Below are 19,690 nucleotides of genomic sequence, written 5' to 3'. Positions count from 1 at the left end.
TTATAATCTGTTCATCGAAACATTAGCCATTTGTTCTTCGAAGTCATCATCAATAAACTTCGCATATTCCGCAACACTATACCGTTTGCCGCAAGACCTGCAACATAAAGAAACTCCGGTTCAACCCCGACGCGTATATAGTTCTCCGCCGCAATCTTTACAAATCATCCCTGACTTAGCAGTATTATTAATACTTCCCAAGTCTGATGAAAGTCTTCTCCCCCCACCCATGGCGCCCCCTTAATAAAAAAAGCCGGATTCCATAACGGAAGCCGGCTTTAGAATAACATGTTTTTTTCTTAATTAGTTGTAAGCGAAGGATTCTTAGTTCCCATTGCAACAAACAGCCTTGCAAGTGCAACCTGATAGTCGGCCAGCGCCTCAATAAGCTGGGCTTCACTGGCACTTAGTCTGGACTGAGCGTTCAGAACTTCGTTGTTTGTGCTGACCTGAGCCTGATAACGGGCCATAGCCATTCTATAACCTTCACGACCGGCTTCAACAGATTTACGACCAACACCGATTCTGTCAGCCGAGGCTTTCAGGCTCAAAAGCTGATCTTTGATTTCGTAGGAAGCTTCAAGTCTTGTATTGTCATACTCAGCCTTAATCTTGTCTACATTATCACTAGCTCTCTGCACATCGTAGTAGGTTGCGCCCCAGTTAAAGAAATCCCAATTAACATTGGCGCCGACGTCCCAAGAATCAGAACGGTTTTTATAATTATATCTATTCTTGCTTACGGAAGGATCTCCGCCAGCACTGTTGTAATTGAAATCCGCAGTAAGTTTAGGATAAAAAGAACTTTCGGAAATTGTAACATCTTCTTCTGAAATCTTAATCGCCTTCATAGCAATTCGCAGGTCAGGACGATCCTTGTCAGCTTTAATGATACATTGATCCAGAGTCATCGAGAAAGGCAGATAGGTAAGTTCTCCAGAATAATTAACTTTTTTCTCAAGTGGAAGATTAAGCAACGTATTCAACCTTGCAACCCTTGAAGCAACGGAGTTTGAAGCTTTAAGCAAGTCCTGCTCAGCTGTAGCAAGTTCAACTTCAGCCTGCAAAACGTCAACCCTAGGTCTTAGTCCTACCTGATAAAAAGCCTGAATAACATCAAGCTGAGATTTAAGTCGTGCAACAGAATCCTGATTACTTTTTACTTCCATCCGTCCTTGCAACAATGTCAAAAATGCTTCCTGAATATTTCTAATCAGAATCAATTCTGCATTATAAAGGCTGGCATCACTTTGTTCTCTTTGAAGCTTTGTTTTCTGGAACTTTGAAAGCAATTCAAATCCCATGAAAATCGGCTGACTGACATTAATGCCGAGTCCCCATTTATCCTGGTAATCGGTCGGCATAGCACCGGATCTAGGCTGATCACCTGAATGAGTATATCCGTATTTCAACTTCATTCCTGCCCCGAACTGACCGCGCTGAGATTCAACACTGCTTTCGGAAGCCATGAGTTGTTTGCGCGCTGCGATAATAGTCGGATTCTGCTTAAGACCCATATTAACGCATTCTTCCAGAGTAAGAGTTAAATCAGCTGTTTCCTCTTCCTTGCTAACAGCCTGCGGAACTTGTTCTGTAGCTTGTTCCATGGAGACGGGAGCTTTAGCCTCCCCGAGTTGACCTTCACCTTGAAGCTGCTGAGCAAAGGAAGCTGTAGCCGCCGCAAGTAAAAAGATTAACGTAAACAAAAGAAAAATGTTGCGTTTCATTCTATCCGTCCTGAGCAATGCGTGTTATTTTTATTTAAAAGACTAAAAAACAAAATCAAACTTTATATAGAGGTTCCTGCCAAGGGAATCAAGAAACATTTTGTAATTAAACACTATGCAATGTTTGCACAATCAGAGATATCACCCTGCAACTTATCAATTGCGTGTTTAAGGGCTGGGATAATGGCCTCTAAGCTCTCTTTAACAGCCTTAGGACTACCCGGCACATTTATTATAATGGAGTCCCCAAGCGTACCTGCAACCCCTCTGGAAATCATGGAATGCGGTGTTTTAGCAAGACCTGTTGCAGTTATAGCTCTCTCAAAACCGGGCAATCTCTTTTCAATGACCGCAAGAGTTGCTTCAGGAGAAATATCTCGTGGGCCGACACCTGTCCCTCCCGTAGTGATGATAAGATCAAATCTGCTTGTGTACGCCAGATGCATAAGAAGTGATTTTAAATCTCCATACTCATCCGGAATAAGAAACCCGTGCACAGCAGATACGGGCAAAGAATCACTGATAATTTCTGCGATCAGCGGTCCGCCCCTATCTTCTCTTTGTCCCGCAGCACCTTTATCGCTAAGAGTCACATAGGCAACAGAATAACCTATCTTCTCAATTTTTAAATTTAGATTTCCTGTATCAGGAAGAACGTCAAGAACTTCGGCAACCCATGTCTTAGCTCCCGGCACTTGGTCCGCCCATGAAACGGAAATAATCCTGAGCAGATCGCACCCTTCGCTGACCAGTTTCATCCCTGCCCGCAACTTTCGAGCTTCATTTGAAACCTTCACAAAGGGACATCCCTGAGGAAAATGATCACCGCAGCCTAAATAAATACGGCTGCCGACACTTACATTCCCGGCAGAAGAAAAGTCACATTTTACCATAACCATACTCCTTTTAAATACTGCTTTTTATCAGGCCAGCAAGACCGCTAAAATTCCGGTAATGAAAATTCCGTCAAAAGTTCCTGCTCCGCCAATTGAGACAACAGGAGCATCAAGAACCTTTCTGGTTGCAGGAGTTGCTAAATGAAGCAAATCCGCTCCGATCAAAGTTCCTAGACTACCGGCAACATAGGCTGCAACAGGAGCAATATCTCCCGGAACAAAAATAAGAGCAGCCAGAGCCGTTATTATAGGGGGAATGAGAACCGGAATACCGATCCCTACTCCCGGCACAGGGCGCGCTAAAGCATAAGTAGTCGCACTTACAATTATAATACAGAGAAGAATAGGAAGATTAAGCCCGAAACTAGCCAACAACGTCATTGACAACAGCACAGGTATTACGCATCCGCCAAGATTTACTGCCACGGTTTGATGAACCAGCGACTTCCCTTGTAGAGGTTCCTCAACAGGAGCTTGCGGATTCAATATTCTAAATTTTCTGACAAATACATCAGGGACCAATCTTTCAGATCGAAAAACAGGGATATTCACTCCACTGCCAAGCAAGGTGGCAATCAAAAGAGTAAACCCTTGCCCCGGTGTAAGTCCCAATTTTGAGAAGGCGACTGTTATAAGGCCAACCTGTACAAATATAAACAAAAAGAATATGAGAATAAAAAAAAGAGCGCCTAAAAACATCACCGTAGGTAGAGAAAATAAAGGACCGCGCATCTTGATAAAAACTCCTTTGTTGCAAAGACTGATTGAAATACGTTATTTAAAGCTATTGAAGCAGACACTTCAAGATATTATTGATAAATTAAGTAAGTTTCGTTCATAAAAGATTGGGAGAATTAAATATTATGAAAGGTATTATCCTCGCGGGCGGCTCAGGTACACGGCTTTATCCTTTGACCCGCGTAGTAAGCAAACAGCTCCTGCCTGTTTATGACAAACCCATGATCTACTACCCGCTGTCTATACATATGATGTCGGGAATACGAGACATTCTTATAATTTCCACCCCCGAAGATCTACATAGATTTGAAGATCTACTCGGCAACGGTTCTAGACTTGGTATCAACATATCCTACAAAGTCCAACCAAAACCGGAAGGTCTTGCTCAAGCATTCATAATCGGTGAAGAATTTATAGGGAAAGACAGTGTAAGCCTGATACTTGGAGACAATATCTTCTACGGGCACGACCTCCCGCATATACTGCAAGAAGCGTCTAGATTAAAAAAAGGCGGAACTGTCTTTGCTTACGCAGTAAAAGACCCGAAACGTTACGGTGTTGTCGAATTTGATAAAAATCAATCTGTAATCAGCATTGAAGAAAAACCTGAAAATCCTAAATCAAAATTTGCGGTTACCGGACTTTATTTCTATGACAACTCCGTCATTGAAATTGCTAAAAAAATAGCTCCCTCACATCGCGGAGAACTTGAAATAACAGATATTAATAAAGAATATTTAAAACAAGGTCTGCTTAATGTTGAACTTCTCGGACGCGGATACGCATGGCTGGACATGGGAACGCACGCGTCTCTGCTCAGAGCCGCAGCATACGTTGAAGCAATTCAGGAAAGACAAGGATTCCTTTTAGCATGCCTTGAAGAAATAGCTTTCGGAATGGGATACATCGGTGCCGAAGAACTTAAAACGCTGGCCGCAGATATGCTGAAAAATGATTACGGAAAATACCTTATGGACGTATATAATGAAGCTAAGGAGAAAGGCATTGCGTAACTTTTTTATAATATTAATTTTAGCATCAATTATTTGCATTCCTATTTCTGCAAAGTGCAACGATTCAGATACATCACAAAAATCCAACCTGACTCAATACTTCAGGAATTTATCCGAAGTAGAGGCTGCATTGAAAAAAATCGGCGCAAATCTCGACAAGATAGCCGGATCAGACGCTCAGCCTGACCGCGCATACGCACTGCAAGATTTGGCAAATTTGTGCCAGACAAGCCGAATACAAGTTCATAGTCTGAACTCACTTTATTCTGTTGTAAATATTGTTAAACGTGAAAAAGAATTTCAAAGCAAAGAAACAACCATTCTGAAAGAAAAAAGCGGATATGCATATAACGATTTTTTACGCAGGAAAAATTTCGTTCATGATATAATCGTTAAAGCGAATGATCAAAAACTGAAAGACCTAGCTTATATACTCGAGGCACAACTAAACATCGTTTTAAAACAATTAAAACTGATCAAAAAAGAACTAAAATAAAAAAAGGCGCGATAATCGCGCCTTTTTTTATGAAAAAATAAAGAAAAACAAAGTTCTTCTTTGAAAATTATTTTCTAGTGATGACTCTCATTTTTACCCTGTTCGATTCTGTAAAAAGCCATAACAAGAATCCAAGCAAAGTAGACAAAGATAAGAGAAACGCCAACAAAGCCAGCTGTACTGCTATGCCCCATATTACTAATCAATTCACCAACCATCGCATGTACCTCCAATTATTAAGCCCAATTAATGACAAAAAAATGTTAGATATTCATCACTGCTATTTATTATAATGTCAAGATCTAGTTTCAGTATAATTATTGACAAACGACAACATACATATAAAATAATTTTAAATTAACCAATTGGTTAATTAGTATTTTTCAAAACACGATAAATTGCTACTATTTATTCAAGTTTTTCTACTGCAGAGGATCCAATGGCAAGCGAAGACAATGAATCCGGAATCGTGGACCGACTAAAGGACAAACTTAACAGAATGCTCGGAAGAAAAGAATCCGAAACATTCGACATTTCCTTTAAAGGTAAAACAGATTCGCCAAGTGCGCGTGCGGCTTTCAGAATACATGTAAATAACATGCAAATAGTCTGTCGCGATCCGAGAGTTAAATGCCGCATCAATGATATCAGTGCAAACGGCATCGGATTTACCAGCTCAAAAGAATTTCCAGTCGGAGAAATAATCGAATCCGTTTTATTGTGGTCTGGAAAGCCTGTTCTTAAAAATTTAAAATTAAAAATTGTCAGACGCAAAGAAAAACTTGTCGGTTGTGAATTTCACGAATTAGACAAAAACCAAGATAAAGTTGTCAGTAAAATTGTTGTTGCAGCGCAAAAAAGAGCTATTAAATGCACAAAATTGGGTAAAAAAACTGACGACGAAACAGAAAATGAAATCATAAAAGTTGCCAAAAATCAGGCAAAACGCGGATCAAAAAAGACACCTTCTAAAAAGATTGAACTTTAATACTTTTTAATTTTATCTGACGAAAAAGAATACCATTTCAATAGCTGAACAAATCAAAAGGACTTTTTTATGCGCATGGTTATCCTTGATGGATATACGATCAATCCCGGCGATAATCCGTGGTCCGAGCTGGAAAAAATTGGTGAACTATCCGTATATGATCGCACACCGCAGTCAAAAATAATCGAACGGTGCGTGGATGCCGAAATAATCTTCACCAGCAAAAACATCCTCACTGAACAAATCATCAATTCTCTGCCTAATTTAAAATTCATATCAGTCTTGGCCACCGGATATAATACTATAGACATCTCAGCCGCTACTAAAAATAAAATCATTGTTTCAAACGTTCCGGGCTATTCGCCACCGTCAGTAGCACAACATGTTTTCGCTCTCTTGCTAAACTTTTCCAATCAGGTGAGCCTGCACGACAAAGCGGTTAAGAACGGAGAATGGTCTTCTCAGGAAGATTTTTGCTTCTGGAAAGCCCCCTTGTTCGAACTTCAGGGGAAAAAGCTGGGAGTAGTAGGATTCGGCGATATAGGAAGTAAAGTAGCAGCCCTTGCAAACGCATTCGGCATGGAAGTGATTGCTTATTCTCCGCGCCCTAAACAAAAACCAGACTATTTACCGTTCAAATTCTCAGGGCTTGAAGAACTCATGCGTGAGTCAGATGTAATATCACTTCATTGTCCACTTACAGTTGAAAATGAAAAATTCATCAATCGTTCAATCCTGCAATCAATGAAAAAAAATGCGATTCTCATCAATACAGCTCGCGGACAGCTTATAAATGAGGTAGATCTTGCCGAAGCGTTGAAGACTGGAACCATAGGCGGCGCGGCTCTTGATGTTGTAAATAAAGAACCAATGCAGCCGAATAATCCATTGCTTGACGCGCCGAACATCATCATAACACCCCACATTGCGTGGGCGACGCTCGAAGCGCGCACCAGACTGACAAAAAGCACAGTCAACAACTTGGAATCCTTTATTAAAGGAACCCCCGTTAACGTAGTAAACAATTTTTAATTCAATACTACTGATTTTCTGTGAATTTTTGAATAGTGCTGATTAAATCAGCTTTTCTAACGGGTTTGGTCATAAAATAATCACATCCGACATCATATGCCTTATCCCGGTTTTCGCATAAAGCATGTGCTGTAACGGCAATAATCGGAGTATTCTCAAAACCATTATCCTTTTCATACTGCCGAATGCTGGTAGTGGCTTGATATCCGTCGGTAAAAGGCATTTCGATATCCATAAGAACCAAGTCGTAACGATTCTTTTTATACATCTCAAAAGCCATTTCACCATTCTCCGCAACATCAATAGAATATGGAAATTTCTTAAGATATAATTGAACCAGCAATACATTATTTTCACAGTCTTCCGCTAACAAAATTTTTAAAACTTTGCCTGATACACTTTTACTGTCGTAAGCTGTGATATTATTTTGATCTGCAGAAAGCATTCATCTACCTTTTTAAACGTCAAAAAAAAGACAAACTAACCAAAAGTCTGTTCCTCCCATATACCCCGGAGGAATAGATATACCACGTTTACAATATCCACAACCTTTCTATACAAACAATAAGACAAATCGCTTTATTAATAAAATCAAATTATTGTGACCTGTTGCGAACTTTTTCAGCAAAACGTTCCAAATCATTTTTGTCACCGTCTTTGTGATCATCAGGATACAACAGAGCGGACATAAAAAAAACACTCCCTATCTCAAGAGCTTTAGAAGCTGAAAGAGAAAAACGGCCTACTCGCTCCTGCACAACTGTTCTTTCCTCAGCACTCAAAGATTCATCTAAGCTGGCGAAGTTATCAGCAAGATAGGCAAGAAGTATGGCTTTTTGACGCATAAGTTCTCTATACAGATGTTCATCTTTATCATCGTACAATGCGGAACTTGCGCGTTTTTCAATATCTCTAACTTGTGCAGCCTCAGCATCAAGCCAGTTTGCTATAACTTCGTATGAATTCAAAGGCATAACCTCTCCCTTATTTCGATTTTGATTACATACATTAAATATTCTAAAAATCAAAATAAAGTAAGTATAAACTTAAGAGGGTTATTTAAAACAACCCGTTTTAATTACAACGCACCGCATATCTGCCTGTAATTACCGCACTCTTGCTTATTAACGAAAGGACAAGGGCTATTCATAAACCATTTCTTGCGAGGGCACCAGAATCTCCCCTTAAAAGGTTCATTGCAACCGTTCGAAGTAAGCTTCTTCCTCCGCTGGTTCCCCATAACAATAAAATCGCCTTCCGTTTGAACTCTCCAGAGTGTCATAATGACCTCCTACTCTTAAATCAGCCTAAACGGACTGAATCCTCCTGAATTGTGACCTGATTTACAAACATCTTACTAAAATATATTATGCACCAAATATGCCATATTGACACAGTCTGTTATTCTTTCGCTTTACATCTGAAACGAATGATTTTACCCATGACTGTCGACAGTGCGTCATGCGCTATAAAATAAATCCGGTATGAATTATTTCAAATCGCCACCGGTTCAAGGAGTCTGTTTTGCCAATACTTTCCGCCAGTGTCGGACTTACCCGTTATAGAATTGTAGAAGAAGTTGAGGATGATCTGATCAGATCTATTCCGAATCTTTTAGTAAAATACGCTTTTAAAGATATTGACCACACCGCTGAAGAGAGATCTTTCGGATGGGTGAATATGGATGATATGCTTGATGATAAATGGAGCATTTCTCCTCCTGAAAAGGGACAATATTATACTTTTTCACTCCGGCTCGACACGCGCAGAATTCAACCTGCCGTATTAAAAAAACACTTGCAGATAGCCCTTAATCACGAACTTGAAGAAGCCAAAAAAGAAGGCAAAAATTTCATATCACGTGATAGAAAACGAGAAATAAAAGATCAGGTAACATTAAAAATACGCGCTCGCAGTCTTCCTATTCCGGCCATTTTCGACGCAGTATGGAACGTGCCTGACAACAGACTGTATTTTGCCTGTTCAAACTCAAAAGTCTTGGACATGTTTGAAGAATACTTCACAGACACCTTCGAACTGACTCTCGAACCGCTGACTCCTTTCTTTCTGGCAATGAATATGCTCGGAGAAGACGCAGCGCAGAAACTTGAATCACTGGACCCAACATACTTCGTAGGCTAGCAGCCTGATAAAAATAAGGATAATTTTATGGACCTGTTACTTCTTGCAGAAAGGGAAAACACCCTGTTGGGTCAGGACTTCCTGACATGGCTTTGGTATAAAAGTGAAATTCGCGACGGTCTTTTCGAGCTCGAAAACGGTGAACGCTTCCTGCTTTTCATGGAACAGCGCATGTCTGTTCAAGGCGGAGAAGGCGAAAATATTGATACTGCCACAGTCAACTCCTCAAGCGGAGATATGACTGAAGTTCTGATGGGGTTGAAAACAGGTAAGAAAGTTACCCGTGCCCAGCTAAGAATGGAAATTGACGAAAACGCATGGCAGGTACAGATCAAAGCAGAAGATTTTGCTTTAAGCGGTCTTAAAACCCCAAAAGTCGAAATGAAGGATGAAGAGGGAGATGATCCTGATTCTAAATTCCTTGAAAAAATATTCCTAATCGAAAAAAGTCTTTCTTTGCTGGACTGTGTTTACATGGAATTCATAAAAATCAGAATTTCCAACAATTGGCAGGATGAAGTCGCAAAATTTCGCCACTGGCTTCGTAACGACGAAGAAAAATAAAAGAGAAAATATAATGGCCCGGATAACATTAGCCGCATTCGGTGACAGCCTGACTGAAGGATATGGTCTCCCCGCATACAGTTCTTTTCCAGCACAACTGGAAAGAAAACTGCTTGAGGAAGGCTGCAATTTGGAAATTTCTAACTACGGAATTTCCGGCGACACCTCTGCTGACGGCCTGTCACGACTTGTGGATGTTATTGAAAGCAAACCGGATGCTGCCTACATTGAATTCGGCGCAAACGACTGCTTTCAGCTTGCCGATCCAGAACAGGTTAAGATTAATATTGTTGCAATGGTTGAAGCCTTTCAGGAAGCACGTATCCCTGTGATCCTGCTAGGCTTCAAGCCCATGAATTTCACCCCTCAATCATATGCTTTAGCTTTCAACTCAATCTTTTCAGATATCGCACAAAAATATAACATTCCTCTTTACGCAAACCTCATGAAAGGACTAGGCGAAAACCCGGAATATTATCAGACTGACGGCGTCCACCCTAATAATGAAGGGGTTGCCATAATGACTGAAAATATTTTCCCCCTGTTCAAATCCTTCTATGAGGAACTGATTGCTTAATATTGTAATTTTCTTCCAAGAAAGTTATCTTTTTACAAAGAAATGGAGAACTGATGGAAGAAAACACAAATCCAGAACCTCAGGAAAAACCTGCAAAATCAATTGAGAGACCTTCAATTGCTCTGATTATTGGTTCCGAGGGCATTAAATCTTTCTGTGCATTGCCGTTTATCGAGTACTTGCAAAAAGAAAATATTAAAGTTGATCTCGTAATTGGAGTAAGCGGCGGAGCTCTTCTGGCTGCCTTTCTAGGGGCAGGATATAATCTTACACAAATTCAAGACATTTTCTCTAAAGCAGTAGATCCACGCTTTTTCAGAGAAATTAACCATAAATCCGTCATGGATATAGCTGATATCGGTCAGGGTAAATTTTCAGCAGAATCAGGCATTCTAAAAACAGATTCCCTTCGCAAAACATATGAAACTCTGTTTAAGAATATGGACATTTCTGACCTCAAACCTAAAACCCTGATCACCACCACAGACCTTACTACTGGACTGCCTGTAATCCTTGAAAAAGGGAACCTTGCGCAGGCTATCTATGCAAGCAGCGCTGTGTATCCATTGATGCCCCCTGCAAATATTGACGGCAAAAAATTAATTGACGGAGCATTCTCATCTCCCATGCCGATAATGGAATGTGTGAAACGACACATTGATATCATCATTGCCATATACTTTGATGACGCATGCAACCCGGAACCTGAAAATTTTATTGAAAGCTACTTTAATTCATCAAGAATTTTCAGAAGATCTATTCTTACCAGCCAATTACCGCTTTCCATCGACATGCACCATCATGAAATAATACCAGTTTACATAAGGCATCCACGCCCAATTGAAATGTGGGAAATCAAGAAGATTACTGAGATTGTCCATGCCGGAAAAGTTGCGCTTACAGCTAAAAAAGGAAATTTAAAAGAAGCTGTTTTTGAGTTTAAAAAGAAAGTTGAACTCAAAAAAGAAGAACTGCAAAGAAAGAAAGAAGATAAAAAACTTAACGATGAAAAAATAAACCGCAAAAATGAAACTTCTAAAAATAAAACATCAGGAACACTCGGATCTCCTGTTCCTAAAAGCGAACCAAAGAATCAAGAAAAAGTAAAACGTAAAATCAGGATAGTTAAAAGCAATAAAGAAAGAACTGGAGCGTGATCATGAAAATCATACTATTGACGATTGCCCTTCTATTTTCATTTTCTTCAACAGTTTCAGCGCAAGACTTAGTATTTGGTACGATTTTAGAGACCAAAGGAGAAAATGCCCTTACCGCGCAGGAGGCTATGAACGGAGCTATACTTGCCGTCAAAAAGTTCAATGATTCAAACCAAAATTTAAAGATTAAACTTGAATGCGAATCAATCACAAACGAACCTCTGGAAATAATACAAGCCGTCCATAAATTGACTGCAACAAAAGGAATTATGGCCACAACAGGCATTATTTCAGAAAACGCAGCACTCTCGGCAGCGCCAGTTTTTCAAACAGCACAACTTCCTTTCCTATGCACAGGTGCGCAGCTAAACAGCCTTACCACTCCCGAAACACCTGACACTTTCACATTGGCAGTGTCAGACAATAAAATCGGCACAGACTTAGCAAAATACACTTTTGCAACACTTCAAGCTGAAAATATTTTTCTAATCCGTTCTGATATGAATGACTCGACAGCAAAACAGGCTGAAAGCTTCTCCGCTAATTTCAAAACAAAAGGCGGAACTATCCTTTCAGAAATGCGCATAACAGAGCCGAACCCTGATTTATCATTCATCATGAAGGCCATTGAAGCACTAGCACCCCTACCGCAGTCAGACAGCAAAAAGACGGAGGATGCTATCGGGGTCAGCAATTATATAGATGAAGGCGCGGCAATTATTACCCAAAAACGCACGCCTCCTCCTGAAATTCAGGAAATTGAAGCTGTCGTAATTTTCGCTTCGGCAAAAGTCAGCGCTAAATTGCTGAATCTCATGAAAGAAAAAGAAATGGCTTACAACATAGTCGGCGGAACAAGCTTTGACATGGTAGCCATGAAAAAAACCATTGCCTCATGGTCTGGAAATATTATTTTTGCATCACAGGCAAGCCTCACCCGTGAAAACAATCTCGTTAAACTATTTGTAAAAGCCTATACGGAATTATTCGGTGAACAGCCGCAAACAGGTTATGCTGCTCTCGGTTTTGACTCTATTCTTCTGCTCGCGCATGCAGCCGGAACAACAGGAAATCCTTCCGTAAACATAAGAACCAACCTTCCAGCTGTTAATAAATTCAAAGGAGTTTCAGGTGAGATATCTTTTAAAAACGGAAGTGTACAAAAACCGCTCTACATTATTCAATCTGACGCAGGGCAAATTTCTTTAGCGGCCGAAATGCAATAATATTCTAACTTATCAAGATTCTTTCAAACTTTTCTGAACAGCCTTTGCAAGAAAAAAAATAACTGCTCCGGCAACAATTAAAACAGCAATCAATTCTAAGTTGACGGTTCCTTTCGTCACCCCGGCCTTAAGCAGATGCCCGCCCGCAGTTAAAAAGACTGTTTCAGGTATAAGACAAAATACGCTCATAACCAAAAACGGAATAAACCTCACGCCTGTTACAGACCAAAGATAATTGGCCATTGAATAAGGCACTACAGGCACAATCCGACTTAAGGCCAATACTTTCAACGGGTGGCTCTTACTGAGCTTTTCCAGATCTATAAAATATGTATTTGAACCTAATTTCTGTAAAATAGTTTTCCTGAAAACAAAACGCCCAAGCAGAAACGCCAATGCAGAACCTGCGCCCATTCCAGCAAGACTCAAGAGCGCTCCTTTAAACGTTCCGAAAAGCACCCCAGCAACAACGGTGAACAAAGTCTGCGGAAGAACAAACGCCAGTCCGAACACATTTATCAAAACAAAAATTACCGGAGCAAAATTACCACTTGCTTCGACCCAATTAACAAGAGAGCTAAGGTGCCCTTCTCCATATTTTTCAGCGGTAAAAGACAAAACTCCCACCACCAGTACTACTATAACTCCATGCCAAAAAGTTCTACTTTTTAACCAATCACGTTTAACCATATTTACCTACTTCACTTGCGGGCTTAAATATCCTAACATCTCGGTCCGAACAGAATAGCGGTTACATATTTAATTATCAACATGAGATGCTGTTTTTCAGCAAAACCAAGGAAATATATGCGTTACCAGCTTAAACTTATGGATACTCTTTCAGGAACTGGCTGCTTCGCGGCGTTCCCTGTACCGAACTTAAGTTTTTCCGATGTATTAAATCATCTGGAAAAACACCCATATGACGAATTTATGCACCACCACATGCTCGACATGCTCGGAAAACACCGCACACGCAAAATCGAAAAATTAATCACCGAAATAAAGGGAGATCCTAATAAAAAAGTGCTCGCTGCACTGATTTATGAAGCCTGCCTCACCCACCCGAAGCTGGTTTCATTAAAAGAACAGATTGAAAAAGATTTCGACGCGCAAGAGCTTAAAGATATCACTCCGACACTGCACCTTCGCTCTCACCTCTTAGCGGATCAACCGTTGCACAATCAATGGACTTTGGTTTTATCTGCAAACATGGAAGAACACGAAGACCTGCCAAGCCCCGAAGAAACCGGGCTTCCTCTTTTATATAAGAACGAAGAACTTCCAGTTAAAGAGTCAATTGAAGCCTCAACGGTCAAAACGTCACTTGAAAAAGAGGGAAAATTACCTCCAGCGAAAGAACGCGCCTCGACAATCGAAGTAACAACTCACGCAATGAAGCAGCTAGAAGCCTTAGATGTTTTCCTTGGCCAGCAAATGCGCCAGAAAGGCTGCCTAAGCCCTGCGGCGGTACTTCAACATTGGCAGGTTAAAACAAAAACCGATAACGGCTCATTATCAAACTCACTGGATGCAATTCAAACCAGTTATGGTCGCGGCTTCTCTCTTATCGATGCTCAGGTTTCCTGCGCCATGGAAGTGGTAGAAAGAGTAAGCTCCTACGGAAGCATAGGCAAAGCCGGAGTTCTTAACAGAGTTGATCCTTATCCAATTGTTAAAGGAACTTACGAAGAGGTGTCAAAAGACTGCAAAGCTCTTGACCCTTCCACTTTATCTCTGGAATATCCTTACGAAGGACAATCTCTCTGGTGGATGGAAGCGGACAGATTCAACGGCACAGAATACGAAGAAATTTTGATTCCTGTGCAACATGTATTTCTCTTTTGCAACCTTGATGAGCAAAACCTGTTCAGCGGCCTTAGTTCCACAGGACTGGCCTCTGGCAACACCTTTGCCGAAGCACAGCTCAGCGGACTTCTCGAAGTGCTCGAGCGCGATTCAGACTCAACAATCCTTTTTGACAAAGAAAAATGTTTCAGAATTGAAAGTGATAATGCCGAAATCAAAAAGCATCTAGCTGATTTGGAAGATTCAGGAATTCATGTCTGGTTTCAAGATATGACTTCCGAGCTCGGAGTTCCCTGCTACCGCGCATTTGCTGTCGGCAAACGAGGTGACATCAACAAAGGCGGCGGGTGTAATCTTGATGGCAAAAGGGCGCTCCTTTCTGCTCTGACAGAAGTTCCGTACCCCTTCCCCGGCCCCGCAACCTCACCATGTCCCGAAGGATTGCCAGTCCGCAAACTGGAAGACCTTCCAGACCTGTCGACAGGAAGCACAGAAGGTGATGTGATGGTGCTTGAAACCCTCCTTACTAAAAACAATTACTATCCAATCTACGTGGATCTGACCCGTAAAGATCTAGAAATCCCCGTAACCCGCGCAATTATACCGGGCTTAGAAATTGTTTCAGATATGGATAAATTCTCGCGTATCAGCCCTAGACTTTTCAAAAACTACCTTGAAATAAAAAAATTACTATAATAAGCTAATGTTTCTTGACTAGTTAGCAGACTCAGTATAGATAACTTTACTCCGTGCCCGGATGGCGGAATTGGTAGACGCAAGGGACTTAAAATCCCTCGAGCTTCGGCTTGTACGAGTTCAAGTCTCGTTCTGGGTACCACGGTTAAATCAAGGGTTTACGAACAATTTTAGGATTGTTTGTAGACCCTTTTTTTATGGCTAAAGTTGATTCTGTCCCCACTCTGTCCCCATTTAAACGGCTATGGAGAGTGATTTTCTGTGACAATCTGTGAGTTTGAACAGGACAGAAAAGCACATTCGAAGCCTCTTTTTTCCTATTTTAAGCGAAATTCCCGACCACATAAAAAATACCGCACTGTTTATCAACAGTACGGTACTATGAAATTCTTTCAGAACTTTAAGATTACTTCGACGATTACAATCCTTCCTTACTCAACCCCAATGCAAACCAATACGGCTTGAAACTGTCAACAACCAGCCTCTCAGTCGTTTCTAGAAACGATTCATAGTCTGACTTCACACAAGCGTCTTCAAGCCCCTCATAATACGCTAAGCGCTCCGAAGCTTGAAACACAACCGGCGGAAATCCACCTTTCATAAGTTCAAGGTTCATTAACAATCTAGCAGTACGCCCATTACCATCTGCAAACGGATGAATCTTTACGAAATCAACGTGACCTCTGGCGGTACATTCGACAACATGAAGACTAGTTCCATCGCCTTCGCACCAATTCATAAAGCTGTCCATCTCATCCTGTATATTCAAAAAACTAGGTGGAACATGTTCAGCACCTGAAATAGTCACATTCACTGTACGAAAAGCTCCAGCGTTCTTATCATCAATGCTTTTCAGAATAAGGCTGTGAATTTCTTTGATAGCATGAACTGAAAGAAGCTCACCCTGTTCTGCTAGATCATAGACAAGATTGATAGCCTGAGCATGGTTGATAGCTTCAAGATGTTCAACAATAGACTTGCCGCCAACAGTTATCCCCTCAAGTACGACTTTAGTTTCCTGAAGCGTAAGCGTGTTCCCTTCAATTGCGTTGGAGTTGTAAGTCCAGCGTACAGACAAATCCTCACGCAGGTTCTTTACCACCTCGGGCGGAAGCGGCCTGTGTGCGTCGAGGCGAGATTTAAGGATGTCTAGGTTTTGTGTGTTCATTTTTTTAGAGGCCTAGATACCACGCTTGCATATTGTTGGCGAGTTTCGGGTTCTTTTAGGGTCTTCTCAGCATTTTCTTCATCAGTAGCAGGCGATGCTTCCCCTTCTTCTTCCCGATCTGAGTCCTTTGATTTATCAAAATTCGAAACCTCGTTAGAGCCCTCAACAAAATCTCTCATACGCTCACACATTGATACAACTTCCTGCTTAAGGGAGGCAACCTCAGCGCGTAAATCTTCTATAGGGTCCACTGTTTTTTGAGATTCATCAGTTCCTTCGAGCGCCTCTTCCACAAGAATCCATAATGCAACACCTTCGCCAATTCCATTAACCTTTGCAAATTTTTTTACCCTTTTCAGACAGGCTTCTGTCGCCCTGATTGTGGTCGACTTAAGCTTTGGATGACTATCTTTGTAACCCTTAATCCTGTGATATATCGACATTCACTCCCCCTCACAAGTTAACATTAGAATCAAATATAATTCCATTTTAATTCAAATAATAAATCACTTTTAATTTATTATCAATTAATACAATCATACTATTACATTTTAGAATTAAATTAGTAAAATGCTGTAATATGAACAACAAAATACACAAATCAACCATCATCAATCCTTAACTATTATGAATAATGTTGAGACAATAATATATTTTGTGAAAGAATGAAGAATAAAAAAACATTCAAAGTAAATGCTAAATATGGAACGTGGATTAAATTTAAGAATACCTATAAATCAGTCCGTCGAGATCATTTCATGGCAAAGTTACTGAATATTATACTAGAAAGAATCAAATCCAACAGACATAACAACTGACCAAAAAATTACCACAGCAAAATAGCCATACCCTTTGCTCAGTTCTGCGCGAGTTGATATAATTTTTTCAAGATAACTTTATAACTCCGTACAGATTTATTAAGCTTCGGAAAATGGTGAACACCGCACAAATCACCTCCCTTAAAAGGCTTCAAGACATTCTTCCTTTTAAGCCAGGCCGTATAAGTTCCGAACGGAAAATTTTCCCCATATAGCTCTTTAAAATCATCAGCTGCTATTATTATATAGCTTTTAGTCGCAATAAAATTAAGCTTAGGCAACGAAGGGCCCAAGCTAGATATGACCAGAACAAAACCCAAGCTAAATATTTGACCACAAACTCCGAATAAATGCCTAGCTTCGGGCATAAAATAATTGGCTTCTAAATCTAATTTGCGAACAAATCCTATGTGCCTTAACGACGCAGCACCAAAACACGTGGGCACCGCGAGCTCTTTATCTCCAATCAAATAGTATTCCGCACAATAAACCATTGAGAAAATACGGACAATTTCAGCAAAAAATTTTGAAGAGCTTCTGACCACCAGTTGGCACTTAAATTCTTTGTGAACGGATTTGAGGACCTCAGCAAACCGTTCTTTGTTCTCTTGTATCTTCTGTACAGCCATCTGACTGAAATCCGCAGGCAATTTTTCATAGATAGAAAAATCAATTGCTCCAACGGGAATATCAATTAACAAAACATTCTTTTGATGAACATACCCGTTCCGCCCCATCCTACGATCTTTCTCGGGAGCAAGTGGCATATTACCTGTTGATATCACAACACCGTGAATACCTTCATCAGCCCCCTTTCTTCCCAAAAAATAGCGACGAAGAAAGGTTCGCATCTTCTTCTGCGCCTCATTTGCCTCCCCCACTTCACAAACACAAAGAGGAAGGTCCGTATGTAATTTCTTTAAAGCGACAACATTATTCTTAAGATCGTCAGCCGAACAAACCTTAGGAATTAACACATCTCCCCATACATAATTTACTGCGCTGAGAATTGAATCTCTGTTCTGCTTTGATCCTCCATGAAAATGCAAACAAATACCCTTAGATTTGATAAAGTTAAGCAGTGGCGAGATAAGCGAAAAACATGCAGCTAGCTCTTCTTCTGGGCTCCAATTTCTCTTATAATCGAATCGGTCAAACCTTAAATTATCAATAGACTCAGGTGGAAGAATGACGGATTTTAGCCTGTAGGAAGGAGATCGAAATTCAGAGAGGGGAAAAACAAAGCCTTTTTTTTGCCACCCAGACGCCCTTACAGCAACAGCCGCTTCAGGATTATCGCGCTTTGGATACTGCTGTAACAAAAATTCTCGCAAAAGCCCTTTTTCCGTTTTTCCGGTAGGACATTCAAACCTATGGCTGCGTAGCAAAGCAAAAAGTTTAGGGCTATCCAAATCCCTTTCGTCGATTGTTAACGACTTACGATTGCCGTCAATATCATAAAAAACAACAGTACGTGCGCCGAACCCATTTAAAATCCCAGAATGGCACTCCTCCACCCAGATTGGAGGGCAAATTTTAACAGTGCCCCCCATAAAATCATCAGTTTTCACAAAAAGACCCGTACGAGTAAGCAAGAAACCCCCATGCTTCTCATTCAAAGTCACCAACTCAGGAGGATACGCAGCATAAATAAAAGCCTCTGGCGTGGAAACCCCACAAGAACCTTTACATTTAAGAGTGGAGCCTTTCTCAGCTAAAAATTTAGGAACATCGCAACACCACAATGGAGTATCTGTTATATCCCCCACCAACTCCTCACTATAATCTTCACCATCCCTTTCAAAACGCCTTGATTCATTCAAAAACTTGCTCAATCCAACTCTGCCATCTTTGAACAAATTGCTAAATGTGCAAAATTCAAAGCTTGATATGAATTCTGAACTTAAAAGTCCACGAAGAACACCACACTGTTTCAAGTATATTTTATCTTGAGGAAAAGGATTCACGCCCTTATTCACTTTAAAGTTAAAACTCAAAAAAAGAGTATGCAGCAAAGATACACCAGAAGAGGTTTCTCGATTGTATTTTTTGCTTAAACTACTCAGAGAGACATTGCTTTCTAAACCCAACATCTCAAAATTAGTAAATAAGACGTTCCACCCTTCAATTGTAGAATATCTATCCTTACTAGGGGAAGCATCAAAGTATTCCCTCAAACTATTATCTATCTCTATCCTGTTGGCATACGGAAGATCTCCTCTAAAAGCCTCCTCAGAAACAACAAGTTCGTGAAGCCCATAATGTTTGTAAACATGTATCGCAGAATGAGGAACCCTATACCGGTATAATATATCAATAAAAAATTCAGTTTTATGGAAAGGAAAGTACATATGTAAATCACCCAAAACAAAAGACGGAGAAACGGAATTCCCCAACCGCCCCGAAAAGGCATAGACGCTAAAAGCTTTAGCTCCACTCCAAATTAAATTTTTGCGAACCTGCGGGTCATCCTCGAAGCATTCAACTCTGTCGTCATCAAAAAGAGCATATCTGTAACGCATATGTATTTACCTTGAATTATATTTTTCCAACGCCCAACAGATACGTAAGCGTCACATAGGCTCCATCTTTTAAAAGAAGTCCTGATGATATAAGCTTAGCCCTTGTTCTTTGACATATACT

The 19,690-nt window shown here is 40.5% G+C and carries 22 protein-coding genes and 1 tRNA gene; 11 read left to right on the top strand and 12 right to left on the bottom strand.

The features are described from left to right. The 4 genes from JEY82_RS09985 to JEY82_RS09970 all read right to left on the bottom strand — a co-directional run bounded on the left by JEY82_RS09985 (position 1) and on the right by JEY82_RS09970 (position 3,355). Positions 1-231, bottom strand: coding sequence for a dual CXXC motif small (seleno)protein (locus JEY82_RS09985; RefSeq protein ID WP_304085261.1), 231 nt, complete (start codon positions 229-231; stop codon positions 1-3). A 68-nt stretch (positions 232-299) separates the two neighbouring features. Further along, the gene (locus tag JEY82_RS09980; protein ID WP_304085260.1) at positions 300-1,727 is read right to left on the bottom strand and encodes a TolC family protein; all 1,428 of its coding nucleotides are present in this window, start codon (positions 1,725-1,727) and stop codon (positions 300-302) included. A gap of 113 nt (positions 1,728-1,840) precedes the next feature. Further along, on the bottom strand, positions 1,841-2,620 hold the full coding sequence (locus tag JEY82_RS09975; protein WP_304085259.1) for a molybdenum cofactor biosynthesis protein B: 780 nt from the start codon (positions 2,618-2,620) through the stop codon (positions 1,841-1,843). 30 nt (positions 2,621-2,650) lie between these two features. Then, positions 2,651-3,355: a DUF1614 domain-containing protein gene (locus JEY82_RS09970; RefSeq protein WP_304085258.1), complete on the bottom strand. Its 705-nt coding sequence runs from the start codon at positions 3,353-3,355 to the stop codon at positions 2,651-2,653. Positions 3,356-3,486: 131 nt separating this feature from the next. Between JEY82_RS09970 and rfbA the strand changes: the two genes are divergently transcribed. Together rfbA and JEY82_RS09960 are read left to right on the top strand one after the other, a co-directional pair. Continuing rightward, the gene (rfbA, locus tag JEY82_RS09965; protein WP_304085257.1) at positions 3,487-4,374 is read left to right on the top strand and encodes a glucose-1-phosphate thymidylyltransferase RfbA; all 888 of its coding nucleotides are present in this window, start codon (positions 3,487-3,489) and stop codon (positions 4,372-4,374) included. Continuing rightward, positions 4,367-4,870 carry a hypothetical protein gene (locus tag JEY82_RS09960; RefSeq protein ID WP_304085256.1) on the top strand — a complete coding sequence of 168 codons (504 nt, stop codon included), beginning with the start codon at positions 4,367-4,369 and terminating at the stop codon, positions 4,868-4,870. Before rfbA ends, JEY82_RS09960 begins: the two co-directional genes overlap by 8 nt. A gap of 74 nt (positions 4,871-4,944) precedes the next feature. Here the strand turns inward: JEY82_RS09960 and JEY82_RS09955 are convergent, their stop codons facing one another. Beyond that, positions 4,945-5,088 carry a hypothetical protein gene (locus JEY82_RS09955; protein ID WP_170830313.1) on the bottom strand — a complete coding sequence of 48 codons (144 nt, stop codon included), beginning with the start codon at positions 5,086-5,088 and terminating at the stop codon, positions 4,945-4,947. 221 nt (positions 5,089-5,309) lie between these two features. On the opposite strand from JEY82_RS09955, the gene JEY82_RS09950 reads away from it, so the two are divergent. Both JEY82_RS09950 and JEY82_RS09945 read left to right on the top strand, forming a co-directional pair. Continuing rightward, a complete protein-coding gene (locus JEY82_RS09950; RefSeq protein WP_304085255.1) occupies positions 5,310-5,858 on the top strand; it encodes a PilZ domain-containing protein in 549 nt (182 codons plus the stop codon). A gap of 69 nt (positions 5,859-5,927) precedes the next feature. Next, a complete protein-coding gene (locus JEY82_RS09945; protein WP_304085254.1) occupies positions 5,928-6,890 on the top strand; it encodes a D-2-hydroxyacid dehydrogenase in 963 nt (320 codons plus the stop codon). A gap of 7 nt (positions 6,891-6,897) precedes the next feature. Here the strand turns inward: JEY82_RS09945 and JEY82_RS09940 are convergent, their stop codons facing one another. From JEY82_RS09940 to JEY82_RS09930, 3 genes are all read right to left on the bottom strand, one after another. After that, on the bottom strand, positions 6,898-7,335 hold the full coding sequence (locus JEY82_RS09940) for a response regulator (RefSeq protein WP_304085253.1): 438 nt from the start codon (positions 7,333-7,335) through the stop codon (positions 6,898-6,900). A gap of 151 nt (positions 7,336-7,486) precedes the next feature. Then, a complete protein-coding gene (locus JEY82_RS09935; RefSeq protein ID WP_304085252.1) occupies positions 7,487-7,864 on the bottom strand; it encodes a hypothetical protein in 378 nt (125 codons plus the stop codon). Positions 7,865-7,968: 104 nt separating this feature from the next. Then, a complete protein-coding gene (locus JEY82_RS09930) occupies positions 7,969-8,172 on the bottom strand; it encodes a hypothetical protein (RefSeq protein WP_092159212.1) in 204 nt (67 codons plus the stop codon). Positions 8,173-8,414: 242 nt separating this feature from the next. On the opposite strand from JEY82_RS09930, the gene JEY82_RS09925 reads away from it, so the two are divergent. From JEY82_RS09925 to JEY82_RS09905, 5 genes are read left to right on the top strand one after another with little or no spacing between them, the layout of a single operon-like run. After that, positions 8,415-9,032, top strand: a complete 618-nt coding sequence (locus tag JEY82_RS09925; RefSeq protein WP_304085251.1) for a hypothetical protein — start codon at positions 8,415-8,417, stop codon at positions 9,030-9,032. Positions 9,033-9,059: 27 nt separating this feature from the next. Beyond that, positions 9,060-9,596, top strand: coding sequence for a hypothetical protein (locus tag JEY82_RS09920; protein ID WP_304085250.1), 537 nt, complete (start codon positions 9,060-9,062; stop codon positions 9,594-9,596). Between the two features lie 13 nt (positions 9,597-9,609). Further along, positions 9,610-10,173 carry an arylesterase gene (locus JEY82_RS09915; protein WP_304085249.1) on the top strand — a complete coding sequence of 188 codons (564 nt, stop codon included), beginning with the start codon at positions 9,610-9,612 and terminating at the stop codon, positions 10,171-10,173. 53 nt (positions 10,174-10,226) lie between these two features. Continuing rightward, positions 10,227-11,330: a patatin-like phospholipase family protein gene (locus tag JEY82_RS09910; protein ID WP_304085248.1), complete on the top strand. Its 1,104-nt coding sequence runs from the start codon at positions 10,227-10,229 to the stop codon at positions 11,328-11,330. A gap of 2 nt (positions 11,331-11,332) precedes the next feature. Beyond that, positions 11,333-12,556, top strand: coding sequence for an ABC transporter substrate-binding protein (locus tag JEY82_RS09905; protein ID WP_304085247.1), 1,224 nt, complete (start codon positions 11,333-11,335; stop codon positions 12,554-12,556). 12 nt (positions 12,557-12,568) lie between these two features. On the opposite strand, the gene JEY82_RS09900 is transcribed toward JEY82_RS09905, so the two are convergent. Beyond that, the gene (locus tag JEY82_RS09900; protein WP_304085246.1) at positions 12,569-13,246 is read right to left on the bottom strand and encodes a TVP38/TMEM64 family protein; all 678 of its coding nucleotides are present in this window, start codon (positions 13,244-13,246) and stop codon (positions 12,569-12,571) included. Positions 13,247-13,363: 117 nt separating this feature from the next. Here JEY82_RS09900 and JEY82_RS09895 point away from each other — a divergent pair, with 117 nt between their 5' ends. Both JEY82_RS09895 and JEY82_RS09890 read left to right on the top strand, forming a co-directional pair. Continuing rightward, positions 13,364-15,061 carry a YcaO-like family protein gene (locus JEY82_RS09895; RefSeq protein WP_304085245.1) on the top strand — a complete coding sequence of 566 codons (1,698 nt, stop codon included), beginning with the start codon at positions 13,364-13,366 and terminating at the stop codon, positions 15,059-15,061. A 55-nt stretch (positions 15,062-15,116) separates the two neighbouring features. Then, positions 15,117-15,203 (top strand) — tRNA-Leu (locus tag JEY82_RS09890). Positions 15,204-15,479: 276 nt separating this feature from the next. Here the strand turns inward: JEY82_RS09890 and JEY82_RS09885 are convergent. The 3 genes from JEY82_RS09885 to JEY82_RS09875 form a co-directional block, all read right to left on the bottom strand. Beyond that, a complete protein-coding gene (locus tag JEY82_RS09885; protein WP_304085244.1) occupies positions 15,480-16,229 on the bottom strand; it encodes a Fic family protein in 750 nt (249 codons plus the stop codon). Beyond that, entirely contained in the window at positions 16,226-16,672 is a 447-nt protein-coding gene (locus tag JEY82_RS09880; RefSeq protein ID WP_304085243.1) for a hypothetical protein, read from the bottom strand. The genes JEY82_RS09885 and JEY82_RS09880 overlap by 4 nt, the downstream gene beginning before the upstream one ends. Before the next feature lie 413 nt (positions 16,673-17,085). Continuing rightward, entirely contained in the window at positions 17,086-19,569 is a 2,484-nt protein-coding gene (locus JEY82_RS09875; protein WP_304085242.1) for a hypothetical protein, read from the bottom strand. Positions 19,570-19,690 lie beyond the last annotated feature (121 nt).

This window comes from Maridesulfovibrio ferrireducens (assembly GCF_016342405.1).
GTDB classification, from domain to species: Bacteria; Desulfobacterota; Desulfovibrionia; order Desulfovibrionales; family Desulfovibrionaceae; genus Maridesulfovibrio; species Maridesulfovibrio ferrireducens_A.
Note: the sequence above shows the minus strand (reverse complement) of the source record. Positions and strands in the feature narration are given on the sequence as shown.

Excerpts from the sequence above, each read along its gene's own strand:
- rfbA (WP_304085257.1), top strand. The coding sequence starts at position 3,487 with ATGAAAGGTATTATCCTCGCGGGCGGCTCAGGTACACGGCTTTATCCT.
- JEY82_RS09935 (WP_304085252.1), bottom strand. The coding sequence starts at position 7,864 with ATGCCTTTGAATTCATACGAAGTTATAGCAAACTGGCTTGATGCTGAG.
- JEY82_RS09940 (WP_304085253.1), bottom strand. The coding sequence starts at position 7,335 with ATGCTTTCTGCAGATCAAAATAATATCACAGCTTACGACAGTAAAAGT.
- JEY82_RS09945 (WP_304085254.1), top strand. The coding sequence starts at position 5,928 with ATGCGCATGGTTATCCTTGATGGATATACGATCAATCCCGGCGATAAT.
- JEY82_RS09970 (WP_304085258.1), bottom strand. The coding sequence starts at position 3,355 with ATGCGCGGTCCTTTATTTTCTCTACCTACGGTGATGTTTTTAGGCGCT.
- JEY82_RS09880 (WP_304085243.1), bottom strand. The coding sequence starts at position 16,672 with ATGTCGATATATCACAGGATTAAGGGTTACAAAGATAGTCATCCAAAG.
- JEY82_RS09920 (WP_304085250.1), top strand. The coding sequence starts at position 9,060 with ATGGACCTGTTACTTCTTGCAGAAAGGGAAAACACCCTGTTGGGTCAG.
- JEY82_RS09980 (WP_304085260.1), bottom strand. The coding sequence starts at position 1,727 with ATGAAACGCAACATTTTTCTTTTGTTTACGTTAATCTTTTTACTTGCG.
- JEY82_RS09875 (WP_304085242.1), bottom strand. The coding sequence starts at position 19,569 with ATGCGTTACAGATATGCTCTTTTTGATGACGACAGAGTTGAATGCTTC.
- JEY82_RS09955 (WP_170830313.1), bottom strand. The coding sequence starts at position 5,088 with ATGGTTGGTGAATTGATTAGTAATATGGGGCATAGCAGTACAGCTGGC.
- JEY82_RS09895 (WP_304085245.1), top strand. The coding sequence starts at position 13,364 with ATGCGTTACCAGCTTAAACTTATGGATACTCTTTCAGGAACTGGCTGC.
- JEY82_RS09905 (WP_304085247.1), top strand. The coding sequence starts at position 11,333 with ATGAAAATCATACTATTGACGATTGCCCTTCTATTTTCATTTTCTTCA.
- JEY82_RS09975 (WP_304085259.1), bottom strand. The coding sequence starts at position 2,620 with ATGGTAAAATGTGACTTTTCTTCTGCCGGGAATGTAAGTGTCGGCAGC.
- JEY82_RS09950 (WP_304085255.1), top strand. The coding sequence starts at position 5,310 with ATGGCAAGCGAAGACAATGAATCCGGAATCGTGGACCGACTAAAGGAC.
- JEY82_RS09885 (WP_304085244.1), bottom strand. The coding sequence starts at position 16,229 with ATGAACACACAAAACCTAGACATCCTTAAATCTCGCCTCGACGCACAC.
- JEY82_RS09900 (WP_304085246.1), bottom strand. The coding sequence starts at position 13,246 with ATGGTTAAACGTGATTGGTTAAAAAGTAGAACTTTTTGGCATGGAGTT.
- JEY82_RS09930 (WP_092159212.1), bottom strand. The coding sequence starts at position 8,172 with ATGACACTCTGGAGAGTTCAAACGGAAGGCGATTTTATTGTTATGGGG.
- JEY82_RS09915 (WP_304085249.1), top strand. The coding sequence starts at position 9,610 with ATGGCCCGGATAACATTAGCCGCATTCGGTGACAGCCTGACTGAAGGA.
- JEY82_RS09910 (WP_304085248.1), top strand. The coding sequence starts at position 10,227 with ATGGAAGAAAACACAAATCCAGAACCTCAGGAAAAACCTGCAAAATCA.